The organism is Arenibacter palladensis, assembly GCF_900129275.1.
Lineage (GTDB): Bacteria > Bacteroidota > Bacteroidia > Flavobacteriales > Flavobacteriaceae > Arenibacter > Arenibacter palladensis.
Genome location: NZ_FQUX01000003.1, coordinates 295,570 through 313,811, shown reverse-complemented (window position 1 = coordinate 313,811; position 18,242 = coordinate 295,570). Strand labels below are relative to the sequence as shown.

Genomic DNA, 18,242 nt, shown 5'->3' with positions numbered 1-18,242 from the left:
TACGTAAAGTCGTATCGATTTTAGTCAATTATTCGGATCAAGTAATGGTATAAAGGGGAAACCTTACTAAAGCTTTAAAGCTTACAGTTAAAGGTTGCCAAAGCTATATTTAGAAAAAGTATGTGGTCCCAGCTACAGTGAAGTTTGGGTATAAAATATTCTATTCTTAAAGGAAGCAGTAGTTAGATAGGAAAGTTCCCATTAGTTGGCCCAAAGATATCAATCAAGGCGATTGTTTTTATTCATATCTATGTAATTGATATTTTAAACACCAATTATATGTCGTATGAATAGATTTATTTTATTTTTTTATATGAATTGTTAGAATTTTAAATTCAATGTTCAATGGGTAGTGCAACAATCAAAAAACCGAAAAAATGATTTTTAATAATATGAAAAATCCTACTTCTGAAAAATGACATAAAATTATTTTTTCATCTTTTTATTATCATATTATTAGTGTTTTTCGCTAAATGATGAATTAAATTTACTGAAACTTATAATTATCAGAATAAAACACATCATTTTATAATTGATATTATATAGGTGACAGATTTTTAATAGTCTAGATAATCTAAAATTGAACAATATGAAAGATAGAATAGATGAAATGGATTTCAAAATTTTAAGTTTGCTGGCAGACAATGCACAGATGCCCTATACCGAGGTGGCCAAAAAGGCAGGTATTTCCCCGGGTACAGTTCATGCCCGGACCAAGAAAATGATAAATTTGGGGCTGATAAAGGGAGCAACCTTAAATCTGGACTACAGCAAGATAGGATGGAAAATGACCATTTTTCTAGGGGTTTATCTACGTGAAAGTTTTATGTACAAACAAGTTATCGAGGCCTTGCGCAAAGTGCCGGAGGTAGTCAAAATTCACCACAGTACGGGTAAATACGATATTTTTCTTAAAATGCATGCCAGGGATAGTATGCACTATAGGGATGTATACCAAGATACCATATTAACAATAGAAGGCATTAAAGGGGTAGAATCTTTTATGTCCGTTGAGGAAAACATGAGCAGGCACATTGCTTTTGAGTGATTTGAATTTATTCATCTTTTGAGTACCCATTAATGCTCATGAAGGGGAGACCTATGTCCGTCTTCCATTCAAAATCATCCTAATCATTTCGGCAGCAGTCAGCGTTCAAGGAATTATAGATTTTTTTAATGCAAAAATGGTGGAGACATCCTATAACCTCTGTCAATATAGGTCTCAATAAATTGGGTGTTTATGCCTGTTTGGATTATTACATATTTTTCAATTCGGCCACTAGATCTGTCAAGGCTGCCTTAGCATCTCCGAAAAGCATTGAAGTTTTTGAATTATAGAATAATTCATTCTCTATCCCGGCATAACCTGCGTTCATACCGCGCTTGTTTACGATAATATGTTTGGCATTTTCAACATCCAAAATTGGCATACCATAAATGGGACTTGCTGGATTGTTGTGGGCTGCAGGATTAACAACATCATTGGCTCCAACAACCAGTACTATATCGGTATTGCTAAACTGGGGATTAATATCTTCCATTTCCACGAGCATGTTATATTCAACATTGGATTCGGCCAAAAGCACATTCATATGGCCAGGCATACGTCCTGCTACTGGGTGGATTGCATACTTTACATTTACCCCTTTTTTCGTCAACATCTGTTCAAGCTCATGAATTACATGTTGCGCCTGTGCAACTGCCAAGCCATATCCAGGAACTATGACCACATTGTTTGCATAATTCATCATAATGGCGGCATCGCTAGGGTTAGTGCTCTTAATGGATCCCAAAGCCTTGTTTTCTCCTTCCGTTGCGGTTGCTCCACCAAAAGCACCAAAAATTACAGACCCCAAAGTCCTATTCATGGCCTTGCACATTGCTACCGTTAATATGATGCCGGCAGAACCTACTAATATACCCCCTACGAGCATTACCATATTATTGTATAAAATTCCTGTTATTGCCGCGGCAATACCTGTCAAAGAATTCAACAAAGAGATTACCACTGGCATATCGGCCCCTCCAATAGGAAGCACAAATAGAATTCCATAGATCAGACCAGTGGCCAATAGAACGTACAACAATAACTGACTATCTACGCCAGAAGCGACCATAAATGCTGCAAAAATGACAATGGCGATAATTACAAGGTTGTTTATGATGTTGTAGTAGGGTATCCTTACCACACTTTTTAAGGTGCCGTTTAATTTGCCCCAGGCAATTAAACTACCTGAAAAAGTAATGGCCCCGATTATTATACCTGAAACTATGGTGGTGGATTGCGTGGCGTTGTTTACATTTTTACCGTATTCCACCAACCCGATAAGTGCTGCACTGGCACCTCCAAAGCCATTGAACAAAGAGACCAGTTCCGGCATTTTGGTCATTTCCACCTTTATCGCTATAAGCCAGCCAATTATGGAACCAATTAGAATTGCCGCACCAATAAGGATATAAATAATAGGGGAAACCTGTTGTTCATGAACAAAAATGGTACCTACAATGGCCAATCCCATTCCGGCGGCCGCAATTAAGTTACCTTTTTTCGCCGTTTCCGGGTGGCCCAACATTTTTAGGCCTACTATGAATGTAACTGTGGCGATGAGATATATAATATTTAGTAAAATTCCCATTATTTTTTTCTTTTAAACATTTGTAACATTCTATCGGTGACGGCAAAGCCACCAACTACATTTAAGACACCCAAGACCACTGCAACGAAGCCCAAAGACAAGGCTATATAATCGGTTGGATCCGCGTGCAACATCACTAATATAGCTCCCACAATTACAACACCGCTCAAGGCATTTGCCCCAGACATCAACGGTGTGTGCAAAACTGCAGGAATGCTTTTTATAACCTCTATCCCAACAAATATGGCAAGGATAAGGATATAGGTAATTTGTAGGTTGTTCTCTATAAATTCCAATAACTCATTCATGGTTCAATTTTTTAATTTTTTCTAATAGTTCCATTTTGGACGATCAAGGTCTCATCCGTAATTTCTTCCTCCAGATCCCATTTAAAATTGGTCCCTTCGGTTAAATGTATAATATAGTTGTAGATATTTTTGGCATATAGATCACTAGCATTTGTTGATACGCTTCTTGGATCAATACTGGTCCCAATGACCTTTACTCCATTTTTTACGATAGTCTTGTTGATCTCGCTTACTTCGCAGTTTCCTCCTTGGGCAGCGGCCAAATCTATGATTACAGCGCCATTTTTCATTTGCATTACCTGTTCTTCCGTAATTAAAACAGGTGCTTTTCTACCGGGTATATTGGCCGTGGTAATAACCAAGTCTGCTTGGAACAATGATTTGTTTACCGCCTCTTTTTGTCTTTTTTGATAATCTGCCGAAGCTTCCTTGGCATACCCGCCTTCCGATTCCTCTCCCGTATTGTCCACCGAAATGAATTTTGCCCCTAGGGATTCTGCCTGCTCTTTGGTTTCCGATCTTATATCCGTAGCTTCTACAATTGCACCCAATCTTTTGGCAGTGGCTATGGCCTGCAGGCCAGCAACACCAATACCGTAAATAAGTACTCTAGAAGGGGCAATGGTCCCGGCGGATGTCATCATTAAGGGAAAGATTTTGGTCATTTCAAAGGCTCCCAAAATCACCGCTTTATATCCTGCCAAATTGTTTTGCGAACTCAATACGTCCATATCCTGGGCTCTTGATATTCTAGGGATAGCATCCATGGAAAATGCAGTAACGCCCTTGTTGGCAATCGCTTTGATTAGTTCGGGGCTGGATTTGTGGTACAATTTACTGATCAAAACCTGTCCCTCGTCCACTAGTTTTAAATCTTCTTCATCAAAGGGGTTTATTTTTAGAAGTACTTCGGCTTCATGGAAAATGACGGCTCTTTTTTCTACGGCCACCCCAACATTTTTGTAATCCGAATCCAAAAAGGAAGAATACTCACCTGCACCTTCCTCTACAAGAAGTTCAAAGCCTGAGGCAATTAGTTGTTTGGCAATATTCGGCGTAATGGCAACACGTCTTTCGCCATCCAAGGTTTCTTTTAATATGCCTATTTTCATTTTGGTTAATGGTTTGGTTATTTATAAAGTAGAATTAACTTATTGGTTATGATAATTGAAAAGTTGCAAAATTAGAGAATTGAGGGCGCATAAAGGTTTGTTTATAATAAAGTTTACAATTTTTATGTTAATTGTTTAATAATTTGTAAAACTGACAAGAACGGTCTTTTTTTAACGGTCTCTTGAATTTCCTTTTTTTACCATTTTTTTAAGTACTACAATAATAAGCCTAAAGTGGGTATTGGGTATCCTGTACTGTCTGGTTATTGGCAGTACAATAAAATGTAATTTTGGTGATTTTTTGTTTGAGTAGTTCTCAAGGAAATGGAGCCTTCAACAGCTCCAAAAGACATGGATAACTTAACTCAGAATTGCTATTTATAGGGTAAAACAACGATTTCGGTTAATGGCAGAAAGAATTCATGAGTTGCTAAGGAGCATTTAGAGAGGGTATAATCTCATAATTACTTTTCGGGAGCATTATGGGCCGCTCTCATTTGTTCGCTGTCCCAATGATTGTCAAATTCAATAATACCCCTATTTAAATCTTCCTCTAACTGTTTTTCTTGTTGTTTGATCTCTTCTTTGGCCTTAAAAATATACTCCTCCCTGGTTTTGGGTTTATTGGACAATCGTCTCAGGCTGTCCTCATCGTATTGAATAAATTTTTGTGCCTGTCTGTATATGGTGTATTTTCTAAATCCTAAATAGTTTAAAGCATCGCCAGCCATTTTAACGGAGGTTTCCAAAGATTCTCTGTACACATCTTCAACACCCATATTTAGTAAATCGTAAGCATCATATCTATTTTTTGCTCGTAACATCAACTTCACATTGGGATATTTCTCCTTAACCATTTTCGTTAAATGGATTACGTTATCGCTATTGTCAATGGCCGATATTAGAATCTTGGCCTCTGCTATACCTGCAGATTCCAATAGATCCATACGGGTGGCATCCCCATAATATACTTCAAATCCCATTTTCCTTAGAAGGTCTACCCGGTTGGAATCGTTGTCCAATATAGTGGCTTCAATGCCATAGGATCTGAGGAACCTTCCCACCGTACTACCGAAATGGCCAAAACCTACCAAAATTACTTTGTGGGTCTTGGCAATGTGATCCACTGGTCTGGTTTCCGCTTTTTTGGTTCCTACCCGAGGTAGGATCAATCTCTCATTTATAATTCCAAGTATAGGCGTTAGGGTCATGGTCAGTGCCGTTACTACCAACATCATATCCAATTCAACCCTATCCAGAATATTCAATTGAAAGGCAAAGGAAAGTAGAACAAAAGCAAATTCCCCAATTTGGGCCAGCCCAATAGTTAGCAGCAGTCTTTGATCGGCCTTAAGCTTAAAAATGGCCCCCACCAAGAATAGGATTAGGGCTTTTAAAACTATTACGGCTACTACCAGCCCACTAATCATTAAGGGGTTGTCCCCAATAACAATAAAATTAATGGAGGCGCCTACGGCCATAAAGAACAAGCCCAACAATAGGCCTTTGAAGGGTTCCAAATTGCTTTCCAGTTCATGTTTAAATTCACTGGTTGCTAATACCACCCCACCTAGAAAGGCTCCCAAGGCCGGACTTAACCCAACCAGTTCCATAAGATAGGCTAGGGCAATAACGATGAGCAGTGCGGAGGCGGACAATAGTTCCCTTAGTCTGGTTTTGGCTACTAGGCGTAACATGGGAACAAAAAAATAACGTCCGGCAAGAACCACGGTAACGACTGAAAGGAAAATGGCCAAAGCTTGAAAACCTAAGGGCAAATTTTCAAGTAGATAGATATGATCCGAATGGTCGTCGGCAATCGCAGTTTTTTCAGAATCCGTAAGTAAAGGGATAACTGCCAACATCAAAATAACAATAATATCCTGAAAAAGAAGAATGGAAAAAGATGAGGCACCATAGGTAGTATTCATCAATCCATTTTCCTTAATAGTCTGTAAGGTTATGGCCGTGGAAGAGAGGGAAACTGCCATGGATATGATTAGCGAAACTTTCCAATCAAATCCAATAGTGGTAAATAAAAGGAAGGAGACGATCATGGTTCCCAAAACTTGGGCGCCTCCCATACCAATTATGGTTTTTCTCATTTGCCAAAAACTCTTTGGTTCTATTTCAAGGCCTATGAGAAAAAGCATCATGACTACACCAAACTCGGCAAAGTGAAGTATGTCCTGACCTTCGTCCCCAACAAAGCCCAAAATATAAGGCCCTATCAATATTCCGGCCAAGAGATAGCCTAGAACGGAACTTAATCCAAACTTTTTGGCTATAGGAACACAAATAATGGCACCGGTTAGAAAAACTATCGCTGCAAAAAGAATGCTACCGCTCATTTGGTGGTTACTTTTTTAAGTTGGGGGGCGTCATTTAAGAATTCACAGTTTTTGATCTTGTCAAAAGGAAGGCTTTGCCTTAATTCGCATATCAATTGTTCATATTTTAAGGTATAGTCTTCCAGCTCTTCATCGGACATGTTATGGGTTCCCATAACCGTAAATGGGGGAAGGTATTCCATATTACAGAGTCTAGCGGTCTGTTCAAAGGGTCGTAAAAATTCATTTACAGAATAGTTGTTGCTTCCTTCGGAACAGTAAACGGCCCTGGTTCCACCTGTGGTAATAACATTTAAACATTTTTTGGACTGTAGGGCCTTACCATTTGCGCCATAGGCCCATCCGAATTCCAGGACAACATCCATCCATTGTTTCATCAAGGGCGGACAACTGTACCAATAAAAGGGATGGTGCCAAATAATAACATCGTGGTCGGTCAAAAGTTTTTTTTCACTTATGATATCTATGTTAAAATCAGGATAGCGCTCATACAGGTCATGAAAGGTAACCCCCTCTTTATTTTCCACCATTTCGACCAGAGCTTTGTTCGCTCTGGATTGTTCAAATTTTGGATGTGCAAACAAAATTAATATTCGATTCATACTTTTAATTTAATGGAAAACATCGAAACCAAGGTTTCATTTCCAATAATTATGGCATTCCATCTTTGAAATGTGGCCCTTCCATTCCATTTTCCACTTTATGCAAACCATCGTTAAAAGAGGTAGGGAGTTCAAATACTTCCAATTCAAAATAGGGCAGGGCCGCCAACAAGTGGTCAAAAATATCGGCCATTATATATTCGTAGTTTTCCCAACGCTTATCACTGCTAAAGGCGTAGATTTCCAAAGGTATGCCTTGAGGAGTAGGGGGTAACTGCCTGGTCATTAGGGTCATCGTCTGGTTTATGGCAGAATGGTTTTTTAAGTAAGTTTCCGCATATTTTCTAAAAACACCAATATTGGTCAAGTTCCTTCCGTTTATGGCCAATTGTTTATCAATATCGTGCTCTTTGTTATAGGTATCTATGGTGCTATTTCTAGTTTCTACATATTTGGCAATTATCTGAATACCTTTTAAGGTTTCAATATTATCTGCAGTAAGGAATTTGATGCTTTTCTGTTTTATAAGCAGGGCGCGTTTAATCCTACGACCTCCGGAAGCCTGCATTCCTCTCCAGTTTTTGAACGAATCCGAAATAAGTGAATAGGTAGGAATTGTAGTAATGGTCTTGTCAAAATTCTGGACTTTTACCGTGGCAAGTGAAATTTCGGTAACATTGCCATCGGCTCCAAATTTTTCAAAGGTAACCCAATCCCCAATCCGGACCATGTCATTGATACTTACCTGAATGCTGGCTACAAGACCCAAAATGGTATCTTTAAAAATTAAAAGAATCACTGCCGAAGCAGCACCCAAGGCGGTAAAGAATTTCCAAATGGTAGTGTCTGTCAATACGGCAAAAAGAGTTAGGATGCCCCCGATCCAAGCGAATATCATAAATACCTGAATATAACTATCCAACGGCTTGTCCTTCATATGGGGCAAGGTTTTTAAATAGTCCTTGATACTTAGGAGCAAGCTTCTAATCAGCACCAAAACCAGGATTACGGCAAGTATTTCGATTGACTTCAATATAATGCCCTCCGTATTTTCGAAATCTAGGAAGGCCAAGGGAAGGTACCTGTACAACAATATTAAAGGAATAATATGTGCCACATATCGCGGTACTTTATTGAATACTAAAAAATCATCAAAATTGGTCTTGGATCTCCTGGCGAACCTCACCGACAAGAAACGGAATAGTTTCCAAAGAATATAATCCATCAGTAAAGCCACTAAAATTATTCCAATGAACAGAATTAGGGCATTTAGGTAGGCAGCCGCATTGGCTTCCAGACCAGATTGGATAAGGTAATCGTAAAGTAATCGTCTTAAACCGTTGTTCATGACCAGAATGCAATAATGAATATTTGGCAAAAATAAGGATTGAGGTTCAGTTGTGGCAGTAGATATAAAAAAAGTATGGATTGTTGACCATTGATTTATTGTTTATTAGTGAAACTCAATTTTGAGAAGTCAGTAAGACGCACTGAAAATTGCAAGTTGAACTAATCCCACCTTTTTCGGCGGGATCTAGGTTCAATACCTCGACCCTTGGGTCGATTCCTATGATTGGGTTCAGGGCTTGCCCTGAGGTTTAATACCTTTTATTTTGAAATTTCGAGAGTCAAAAGAATGTTAGGAGCCGAATTACTAAAATGTCCATCATTGCATGATCAGTACACTACTTTCCTTCCGATGCCTTAATGAGGTAATTTACCTATATCAAAAATGTTATTCAATAAAAAGGTTCAGGTCTAATAATATCTTGGGAAAGGTTTACAAATATTGGCGCAGGTGTTTTTTACAATATTCGGCGCTATCCGCAGCGCTTTTCATTGGACTGTTCGTAAAATTTCCCCCTTGCTCCAAATAATAGTACTCCAATCCCGATGCTTTGGGATCCGGTAGAATTGAATGATAGTCAATGGATCCATTGCCCAATTCTGAATAGTCCCTACTAATTTTATCCATGTCCTTGATATGCCACATTACGTAACGTCCTGGTTGTTTTTCTATTAATTCCTTTGGAGTCTGTTTGGAGGAATGCATTACCCAGTACATATCCATTTGAAGTTTTACAAGCTTGGCATCGGTTTCATTGATAATAATATCGAAACCCGTTTGTCCACCGTAATCTTCAAATTCGTAGCCGTGATTGTGATAGGCGAATCCTAACCCGGCCTCATTTACTTGTTGGCCTATGAGATTAAGTTTGTAGGACATTAATTTAAAGTTGTCCAAGGTCCTTTGTTCGGGAGCTATATAGGGCCAGGTGATATATTTGCTGTCCAATGCCCTTGCCGCTATAATATATTGGTTTACATAGTGTTTAAGCTCGTCCTCGGATTTTTCCAAATAGGGGGAAAAGCTGTAATGTCCGCTTGTAATTGATAATTGAAGGTCATCCAAAATGTGCTTCAATTCGGAGGGTGTATAGCCATAAATAAGGCCTTTATCCGCATCAAAACCGTAGAATTCAAAGTCTTCATAGCCCATTTCCTTCAAGGCCTTTATGGTGGCAAGAGGATCTTTTGCCATATCTGTACGTACCGAAAATAGCTGATAGCCCATCTTGTATTTCGATTGTCCCAATAGGGAAAAAGAACTCATGGGTAATAAAGTCGCGGCACTAAGGACTGCTGTTCTCCCAATAAAATTTCTCCTGTTCATTTAGCAATATTTTAAGTCGTAGGATGTAGAATGGCCTAATTATGTATGAAGTTAGTTAATTTTCACCTACTTATGGTTTCCTTGTTCACAATATTGCCATCAACATCATAATGAATAAACTCTATCATAGGGGTATTCCCTTCCCGATGTACTTTTACGGCCAAAAAACCACCTTTGACCCTTAAGAATTTATGCTCTGGGCGTATGTCGTTGGCATCCCATCCCTGGGCATGGGAGTCGCTGGAGGGGCCTTGACTAAACTCCATCAGTCCAGTATCAGGATCAACAGACACATATTGCCAATGTCTATCCCCATTGATAACGAACATTTTTTGATCGGAAAGGTATTTGCGCAACCAATTTCCCTCTGTTTTAAATGAATCATTGGAGTGGTTGTCAATTTTTCCTTTTGCCCTGTCGGGCCCCACCACAGGAGTGGGAGAACTAAGGATTTTGAATGTAGCATCTGAGGCTTCCACCGTTTGCTTAAACCACTCTATCTGCTCCTTGCCCCAAATACTCTTGTCCTCCCCGTCCGGGGCCTTATTGTCACTTCTATAATCCCTGCCTTCTACCATCCAAATTTGTAGATCTTTTCCCCACCTAAAGGTTCTATAGGATTTATCCATAATCGGGGCTTGTTCGTTCCAAATTAACAGGCCATCCTCAAAACTCAGTTCTCCAAAAGGGGTAGAGTTGGGCATGGCATCATCCTTTAATACATCGTGGTCGTCCTTTTGTAAGTAAAGGGGGGTATTATTGTAGAAATTATTCAATGATGGCCAGGAATTAATGGCGTGCCATTTATGTCTGGCCAATTCCATATTGTAGGCCATGGGTCCGGCTTTGTCATAATAAACGTAATCTCCCGTTTGGCAGTGGAACAGCGGATTTAATTTAAGCATATTATCATATATCTTAAACCCTCTTTCAGGATCGTCATAAGACCAAAAATACTGACAAGTGGAAGAGGTGAAAAGTACCGGTGTTACCTCATTTGCCAGCGGAGCTGTAGTAAACCTTCCCTGTATTTCGGTAATGGGCGCTTCAGTTGATTTTCTGCCCTTAACGGTCACTGTATGTTCAGTATTGGATTTTAGGCCTGTAATCCTGCGTTTTAAAGTAAAGTCCTTATACTCAGAAACATATTCCCAAGGAGTGTTTATTACCGTATCTTTAGAACGCACTTCTATGCTTATCTGCCCGAAGGAACCCTCCACGGCCCCGTCCATTTCATTTACCGGCATATTATTGTCAAAGTCGATGGGACTTCTAAAGGGAGCCCCTTTTTGTTGATGTTTTATGGGTACCGGTTTTTCGGATTTACACAATCTGGTCCATACTACTGCAGAGCTATGGGTTAATTCCCCAATCTTAAAACCGTTGGTAAAATATACGTGGTCACTATTTTGTGCATGTAAATTGGAAATCAGTACAACAAAAGTTCCTATTAAGGCAATAATATTCTTTTTCAAGATGTATTTTTTGATCATTTTAAATAACATTCTAAATCAAATATATGCTATTTATTAAAACCCTAATAGTATATAAGCACTTCCCCTTTTGTGGTTGTAAGATGCTACTTTCCTTGGTTAATATATGGCAAAGACTCCGGATTTAATAGAAACGGGTTCATCTTGATGGTTCCATGCAGCAAAATAAATATTGAATTATGTTAAAAAAAGCCATATCTTGAATAATCTAAACATAGCTTTTAAATAGAACCAACCATTAACATCACAAATATGAAATTGAATAGATTCCTTTTAACCATGACCACTGTTCTTGTAGTGTTCCTATACAGTGAAAATTTATTTTGCCAGACTACAGATATCGCGGTAGTGGATAGTACTTCCAAAACTGAAAACAGATTAAAATTTGGCTTTGGGTTTGGATTGAGTTTTGTTGGGGGCACCAATATTAGTTTAGCTCCAAATTTAATATATGCAGTAAGCAATAAAGTGAGTCTAGGTGGAGGAATTCAGGGCAGTTATACCTCCATCAAGGATTTGCAGAATACCACTACTTTTGGAGCTAACATCATATCCCAGTATAGGCCTATCAGACAACTAACCACCTTGTTGGAATTTGCCCAGCTTAAGGTGAATACCAAAACCGAGACCCCCACGGGAAAAGTTACCGATGATTTTTGGGACTCTGCACTCTTTGTAGGTTTAGGGTGGAATATAAACGAAAAAATATCGGTAGGGGCAAAGTACAATTTGCTGTATAAGGAAGATGAAAGTGTATATACCAGTCCCATACTTCCATTCGTAAATATTACCTTCTAGAAGATAGGTGGCTAAGGGTTGCACCCAAGATGTAATAATGCTAGCGCAAACACTAGTGTAATTATGTTTAGACCATGTATTACGATCATTTAAAGAAACTAGGATCCAAATAATACCGAACTTTTTTTGAAGATAGTTTCGTTCATACTACCCAATAAAGGCTTTAGAAAATCACTTTTATCCAAATAGCGAATTCCAGAATAATTGCATTTACAATTATTATTTCCTACAGTTTAACCTCTTGGATATCGCAACAACTTTAGGAACTTGTAAAGTACTCTGTATTGGTATTGGTCCAAGTATGCTAAATATTAGCATTGCTTAAAGAATCATATTCAACATGTGGTTAAAATAGCATATAAATTGGAAAATCCTGCTGTTTCATGAGGAAGTGTATGGCTATAAATTTGTAGGCGTATTCTTTAAATACTCCGTTATGAAAAAAATGAATTTTTATCCCAAGACTTGGCAAGTGGTACCGCAGCTTTCCGATAGGTACCTATTGGATTCAGAAGGAAAATGTATAAAGGATTTGGTACTAAGGAACAGCTACGCCGAGGATATGAAAGTGTCCGAAATGAATTTGAACATTACTAAGTTTTCTGCTATAGATACTAAGGGGCAGGAGCATTTTATTGCGGACTTCCCGGGTCAGGCTGCCATACCTATCAAAGGTATGCATACAGGACTTTTTCTAAAATCCAAAAGCGTTCTTAGCTTGGAAACAGGTTCTTACAGTGCATTCAGATTTTATCTTGGAAAATCTGGGAGTAAAATAATCTATAGTGATAGATACGAAGAACGTGCAGACGGAATTAAGTTTTTGGACTTTGAGATAGTGAACGGACTAACCATTGCAGGTGATGAATCTCCGGAAACTATTCTCAGGTTTGATTTTGTACCCTTTAAATCAATGGGACTTTTTAAGTCAATTGCACAATTATTTAAAGTCCCGGGCATCCTCGCGGGCAAGCTGGCCCATTCGTAGGTATAGTAACCCAAAAATCCAGTTGATTCTGGATTAAAACTAGTTTTCAGAATTCCTGGAAACAACATAATAAGGACTGCATACAACCCTTAAAGCATAAATATTTTGTTTTAAGGGTTTTGTATTTTCCATTCTCCGCTATAGGAGTTAGCTGAAATTAGCTCCATGCTATCATTAGCTGATAATTATCATAGATAAAACACCGCAATTTCCGAACTTTGTTAATTGCACTTATCCCAGTCAATTAATTATAAAGAAAATATGTGGAATGCTATTTTTCTTAGTCTTTATTTACTTATTGCCTTAGCCATTATCATAAGTATTCTTTTGCACGGTGCCAAACCTTCAAAAAGTTTGGCTTGGCTTCTGGCCATTTTTACCATACCCGTGGGCGGAATGTTTCTTTATCTACTTCTGGGAAGAAATAGGAGAAAAAATAAGTTGCTAAAATTAAAAAAGAAAGCCTTTTTAAATTTGCCGGAACCCTTAATGGAGCACATGGCTTCCATGAGTGGAAAGTACCAAAAACTAATGACCTTGGTTTACCGAAATTCACATTTTCCTCCCACGGACAATAATGAACTCCGGCTACTAAAGGATGGAAAAACGACCTTCGAATCCATTTTTGAGGCTCTTGAAAGTGCCCAACACAGAATACATTTACAATACTACATTTTTGAAGAAGGAGAACTTGCGCAAAAGTTGTTACAGCTTTTTGAACGTAAAATTATGAATGGGGTGGAGGTAAAAATGATTTATGACGGTATAGGTAGTTTTTCATTAAGTAAGGCTTATATAAAAAAATTAACGGCCATTGGTGTTGAGGTATATCCATTTCTGCCGTTCAAATTCGGACGTTTTTTTTCTTCCCTGAATTATAGAAATCATAGAAAGATTATTGTAGTAGATGGCAAGGTGGCATTTACCGGAGGAATAAACGTATCGGATAAATACTTGAAAGGCGATGTGGAACTGGGCAATTGGCACGATATGCACCTAAGATTGGAGGGCAATGCAGCGAGCCACTTGGATTTTGTTTTTGCAATGGATTGGTATTTGGTTTGTCAAAAGACTATTCCCGTACTGCCCTTGGATATGGATAAAGCGGCCGTTGATACAAAAGTAGGTAAACTTGTACAAATCGTCTCCGGCGGACCGGATGATGATTTTCCTTCGTTGGAACAAACTTATTTTACAATAATTAATAAGGCCAAAAATTATCTCTTTATTACCAATCCCTATGTTATTCCCGGTCAGGCCGTAATGGAGGCCTTACAGACCGCTGCCTTGGGAGGTGTGGATGTGCGTTTGATGGTTTCGGAAAATGCGGACAATAAAATAGTAAGTTGGAGTGTACGGTCTTATTTTGAACCCCTTCTTAAATCGGGGATCAAGATCTATTTATTTCCAGACGGATTTTTGCACAGTAAGATTATTGTTAGTGATGATAGCATTGCTACCATAGGTACGGCCAATTTGGATGATAGGAGTTTTGAACAGAACTATGAAGTAAATGCCATTGTTTATGATGCCGAATTTGCACAATTGTTGAAGGAAGATTTTCTTAAGGATGCCTACTCAAGTAGAATGCTGACCTATGAAGATCATATAAAAAGACCTTGGGGGGAAAAGCTAAAAGAAGGATTTGGAAAATTATTTAGTCCTTTACTATGAATTGATCGTTTCAAGACCCAGTTCGTTCTTGGACGGTTTACCTTCTTCCCAACTATTTAGATTTTCAAAAGTAACTTCGGCAATATTGGTCAACGCCTCTTTGGTTATAAAACCTTGGTGGGGCGTAAGCAGTACATTAGGAAAGGATAATAACTTTATTAATAGACGGTCTTTGATTCCTTGTGTAGAATTGTCCTTAAAGAACGATCCTATTTCCTTTTCATAAACATCTGTGCAGTAGCCACCAATTGCGTTTTTTTCCAAGGCATTTATCAATTCTTTAGTTTCCACCAAGGCCCCTCTTGCCGTATTTATTAATAAAACTTCCGGTTTCATTAGGGCTAGTTTTTGTTTGTCTATCAAATAGTAGTTCTCTTGGGTGAGTGGTATGTGAAGGCTTATTATGTCCGATTGTTTGCAAATCTCGTCCAAGGAAGTGTAGGTAAGATCGTATAATTGAACAAGTCTATAATCAGGTTTAAGGTCGTTCGCCAATATCTTGCAACCAAAACCGTTCATAATCTTGGCCATTACACTGCCAATTTTCCCAGTTCCGACAATACCTACGGTCTTTCCGTTCAAATCGAAACCCATCAGGTTGTTTTGCAAAAAATTATAGGAGTGTACCTGCCTATCTGCCAAAATAATCTTCCGGTTTAGTGCCTGCAATAGGGCTACCGCATGTTCGGCAATGGAGTAGGGGGAATATTCGGGAACATGGGCTACCTTAAGCCCAAACTTTTGTGCTGTTTTTAGGTGTACGTTGTTATACCCGGCCGATCGCAAGCTAATATAACGTACTCCAAGATCCGATAATTTTTCCAACACTAAAGAAGAGGCATCATCACCGGAAAATATGGAAACAGCCATATGCCCAACAGCTTGGATGGCCGTCTCGGAATTCAAAGCATCTTTTGTATAACTTACCTTATGAATCTTGTTATTGGCATCATTTAAAAAGGGTATTTCAAAATCTTTAGCACTATAGACCAGTAATTTCATTTTTTTCTTCTTTGATAAAAATTAGATCTTGGTCTTCCATGGCAGTTACAACAAGTTTTATGTAATCTTTTATGGTTTTTTGTATGTTTTTGGGGTCGGAGATGTCTATACTTCCCCTCCAGATCATTGACCTTTCCTTGCCTTCACAAATACAGTACAGTGTAGTCTCTGCATGGTATACCGTAAATTTATCATAATATCCTTGGTCGTAATAGATATCTTGGTGACTTAGATAATCGTCATTAAATCTTCCTTGGTAATTGTTCCACCTGGAAATGGATTTCAAAAAACTTTCCTTATCCTCCGAACCAACAACTTTAGTAAATAGTATGGCATCAAAATCCTTGTCCAATAGGCTTTGTTCCACATCATCCAGTTCTTTTTCGGTTTTACGGGTATCGGTAAAGGAAACATCAAAAACATCAAGGCTTCGCATGGCTTCAATATTTCGTTTACTGAATTCTTTCTGCATGTTGGTTTCAAAATCTGTCCTGGCTTCCTCGTCTGATGCCATTCCTACTATCAACACTTTATTGGCATGGAACAGTACGGTGTCTGGGTTTTTCCAGTTTTCAACCAAACTAGTGGAAGAGCATCCTGCTAGTAATATTGCGATTGGAAGTAATATTTTTTTCATGGTATAAGCCTTTGTAATAATAGTTTTTTAATTTCAGGAATAGATGCGAAGGTAGCGGTTGTGCTTATGAAATAATATGACGTTGGTCAGTTACACCATTATTTCACCTCAGGTTTGTTCATGATAAGAATGCTCCCTGTATAATTGAAAATCTCGCTTTTCAAATTTTGGTAATCCCCCTGACATTCATCGACCTCTAATTGAAGACTATCATTCTTTTTAACGTCCGCAGCACTAATGGAGCTATCAGCTATATCCAGATCACTGCCTAAACTGTTTTCGTGCAATGAAATTTTTGATCGTACGTCCGCATTTCTATTTTCAATATCCTGCAAGCGGGTTTTGTAGTCCTGAAGGCGCTCAAAAAGGTTGGGGATGTTGGGTTTAAAGGCATTGGAATCCAATAAATTTTTTATAAAAACAATTTCGTCATCCATCAATTGAAACCTCAATTTCCATTGTTGGATTTTCCAGTGCATCAGGGCAACTTGCCTCCCGTTATCTGTGGCCGTATTTTTCTTTTCCATTTTTTTGGATCTTGGATAAAGTTAAGAACTTTTAAAAACCTTCGCAATGAGATTTGTCATCTCAATTTGAGATAATTATTTCTTGTATGTCGTTGAGTTTGGGAATTTGGACATTCCAACCATGAACATCCTTGATCTTTACCCTAAAGGCATCAAGGGAAGTAGATTCCCCATGGATAAGGAACACTGTTTCGGGAATATTTTCTATATCCTCCATCCAATGTAACAACTCGCTTTGATCGGCATGTGCAGATAAGCTTTCCAAATGATGGATTTTTGCCTTAATTGGATAATATTTTCCAAACAGCTTTAGTTCATAGGCCCCTTCCAACAGTTGGCGTCCGCGGGTTCCTTCCGCTTGGAAACCCACCAATAAAATTGCCGTTGATGGTATGTCTATCAGCTGTTTTAGATAAGTAAGGACCCTGCCTCCCGTAACCATTCCGCTTCCGGCAATTACAATTTTAGACCTTGGATCGTCTATGGTCTTCCAAGTATCGCCATAGGAAGTGATAATATTAAAATGATTGCACATGGCACGGTACTCGTTCATAGGCAGTTTATGCCAATGTGGATATTGTTCAAATACAGACAATACATTATTGCCCATGGGGCTATCTATAAAAATGGGGATATTGGGGATCTTGTTTTTTTTATACAAATTCCAAAGTAGATACATTAGCGATTGCAGTCGTTCCACGGCAAAGGATGGGATGATCAGATTTCCCCTCTCCCTTATGGTTGTTTTTATTAGATCGCTAAGTATCCCTTCCACGTCTTCCTCAGGATGTAATTTATTTCCATAAGTGCTTTCCACAAAAAGATAATCGGCCCATTTTGGACGTTCCGGGCTTTCCAATAGATTGTCCTGCAATCGGCCAACATCTCCCGAAAAAACGAACAGTTTTCCGAAGATTTCCAGTTCTATAAAGGTGGCTCCAATGATATGACCATTATATCTAAATTTATAGCGAATGTGTTCCGTAAGGCTTATCCATTGGTCCTTTTCCTTGGATTGGAATAAATCTATAGTACGCTCTGCGTCTTTTACCGTGTAAAGAGGGAGTGCGGGGTTATGTTTGCTATATCCTTCCTTATTGGCCTGCTCAGCTTCTTCCTCGTGTATCTTGGCACTGTCCAAAAGAATTATTCGAGTAATAGCCAAAGTTGGGGCTGTGCCAACAATTTTTCCTTTAAAGCCTTCCTTTAATAATCTGGGCAGGTATCCTGTATGGTCCAGATGTCCATGGGTCAATAGGACCAAATCTATTTTAGAGACATCTATGGGCAAGGGATTCCAGTTTTGTTGTCGTAGTTCCTTTAGTCCTTGGAACATGCCACAATCTATCATCAGATTCAATTCAGGGGTTTCCAAATAGAATTTAGATCCTGTTACGGTTCCGGAAGCACCTAGGAAATGTATTTTGATAGTATTCATGA

Annotated in this window: 16 protein-coding genes; 4 read left to right on the top strand and 12 right to left on the bottom strand. The window is 38.6% G+C overall.

Annotation, left to right across the window (positions count from 1 at the left end; genetic code table 11):
* Positions 1-589: 589 nt before the first annotated feature.
* A complete protein-coding gene (locus tag BUA60_RS11490; RefSeq protein WP_072861923.1) occupies positions 590-1,048 on the top strand; it encodes an Lrp/AsnC family transcriptional regulator in 459 nt (152 codons plus the stop codon).
* Between the two features lie 208 nt (positions 1,049-1,256).
* On the opposite strand, the gene BUA60_RS11485 is transcribed toward BUA60_RS11490, so the two are convergent.
* The 8 genes from BUA60_RS11485 to BUA60_RS11450 form a co-directional block, all read right to left on the bottom strand.
* A complete protein-coding gene (locus tag BUA60_RS11485; RefSeq protein ID WP_072861922.1) occupies positions 1,257-2,636 on the bottom strand; it encodes an NAD(P)(+) transhydrogenase (Re/Si-specific) subunit beta in 1,380 nt (459 codons plus the stop codon).
* On the bottom strand, positions 2,636-2,944 hold the full coding sequence (locus BUA60_RS11480) for an NAD(P) transhydrogenase subunit alpha part 2 (protein WP_072861921.1): 309 nt from the start codon (positions 2,942-2,944) through the stop codon (positions 2,636-2,638). The genes BUA60_RS11485 and BUA60_RS11480 overlap by 1 nt, the downstream gene beginning before the upstream one ends.
* Before the next feature lie 11 nt (positions 2,945-2,955).
* Entirely contained in the window at positions 2,956-4,056 is a 1,101-nt protein-coding gene (locus BUA60_RS11475; protein ID WP_072861920.1) for a Re/Si-specific NAD(P)(+) transhydrogenase subunit alpha, read from the bottom strand.
* A 464-nt stretch (positions 4,057-4,520) separates the two neighbouring features.
* Positions 4,521-6,407: a monovalent cation:proton antiporter-2 (CPA2) family protein gene (locus tag BUA60_RS11470; RefSeq protein WP_072861919.1), complete on the bottom strand. Its 1,887-nt coding sequence runs from the start codon at positions 6,405-6,407 to the stop codon at positions 4,521-4,523.
* Positions 6,404-7,009: a glutathione-regulated potassium-efflux system oxidoreductase KefF gene (gene kefF / locus BUA60_RS11465; RefSeq protein ID WP_072861918.1), complete on the bottom strand. Its 606-nt coding sequence runs from the start codon at positions 7,007-7,009 to the stop codon at positions 6,404-6,406. The genes BUA60_RS11470 and kefF overlap by 4 nt, the downstream gene beginning before the upstream one ends.
* Positions 7,010-7,058: 49 nt before the next feature.
* Positions 7,059-8,357 (bottom strand): mechanosensitive ion channel family protein, encoded by a 1,299-nt coding sequence (locus tag BUA60_RS11460; RefSeq protein ID WP_072861917.1) that lies wholly within the window; start codon positions 8,355-8,357, stop codon positions 7,059-7,061.
* 432 nt (positions 8,358-8,789) lie between these two features.
* Positions 8,790-9,683, bottom strand: a complete 894-nt coding sequence (locus BUA60_RS11455) for a sugar phosphate isomerase/epimerase family protein (RefSeq protein ID WP_178346992.1) — start codon at positions 9,681-9,683, stop codon at positions 8,790-8,792.
* Between the two features lie 62 nt (positions 9,684-9,745).
* Positions 9,746-11,158 (bottom strand): alkaline phosphatase D family protein, encoded by a 1,413-nt coding sequence (locus BUA60_RS11450; RefSeq protein WP_084532585.1) that lies wholly within the window; start codon positions 11,156-11,158, stop codon positions 9,746-9,748.
* Between the two features lie 270 nt (positions 11,159-11,428).
* Here BUA60_RS11450 and BUA60_RS11445 point away from each other — a divergent pair, with 270 nt between their 5' ends.
* The 3 genes from BUA60_RS11445 to cls all read left to right on the top strand — a co-directional run bounded on the left by BUA60_RS11445 (position 11,429) and on the right by cls (position 14,636).
* Positions 11,429-11,974, top strand: a complete 546-nt coding sequence (locus BUA60_RS11445; protein WP_072861914.1) for a hypothetical protein — start codon at positions 11,429-11,431, stop codon at positions 11,972-11,974.
* A 436-nt stretch (positions 11,975-12,410) separates the two neighbouring features.
* Positions 12,411-12,962: a hypothetical protein gene (locus BUA60_RS11440; RefSeq protein WP_072861913.1), complete on the top strand. Its 552-nt coding sequence runs from the start codon at positions 12,411-12,413 to the stop codon at positions 12,960-12,962.
* Between the two features lie 261 nt (positions 12,963-13,223).
* Positions 13,224-14,636 (top strand): cardiolipin synthase, encoded by a 1,413-nt coding sequence (gene cls, locus BUA60_RS11435; protein ID WP_072861912.1) that lies wholly within the window; start codon positions 13,224-13,226, stop codon positions 14,634-14,636.
* Here cls and BUA60_RS11430 read toward each other — a convergent pair.
* The 4 genes from BUA60_RS11430 to BUA60_RS11415 form a co-directional block, all read right to left on the bottom strand.
* Entirely contained in the window at positions 14,631-15,638 is a 1,008-nt protein-coding gene (locus tag BUA60_RS11430) for a 2-hydroxyacid dehydrogenase (protein WP_072861911.1), read from the bottom strand. The genes cls and BUA60_RS11430 overlap by 6 nt on opposite strands.
* The gene (locus BUA60_RS11425) at positions 15,619-16,275 is read right to left on the bottom strand and encodes a hypothetical protein (protein WP_072861910.1); all 657 of its coding nucleotides are present in this window, start codon (positions 16,273-16,275) and stop codon (positions 15,619-15,621) included. The genes BUA60_RS11430 and BUA60_RS11425 overlap by 20 nt, the downstream gene beginning before the upstream one ends.
* Before the next feature lie 98 nt (positions 16,276-16,373).
* Positions 16,374-16,802 (bottom strand): hypothetical protein, encoded by a 429-nt coding sequence (locus tag BUA60_RS11420; protein ID WP_084532569.1) that lies wholly within the window; start codon positions 16,800-16,802, stop codon positions 16,374-16,376.
* Positions 16,803-16,863: 61 nt separating this feature from the next.
* A complete protein-coding gene (locus tag BUA60_RS11415; RefSeq protein ID WP_072861909.1) occupies positions 16,864-18,240 on the bottom strand; it encodes an MBL fold metallo-hydrolase RNA specificity domain-containing protein in 1,377 nt (458 codons plus the stop codon).
* Positions 18,241-18,242: the final 2 nt, after the last annotated feature.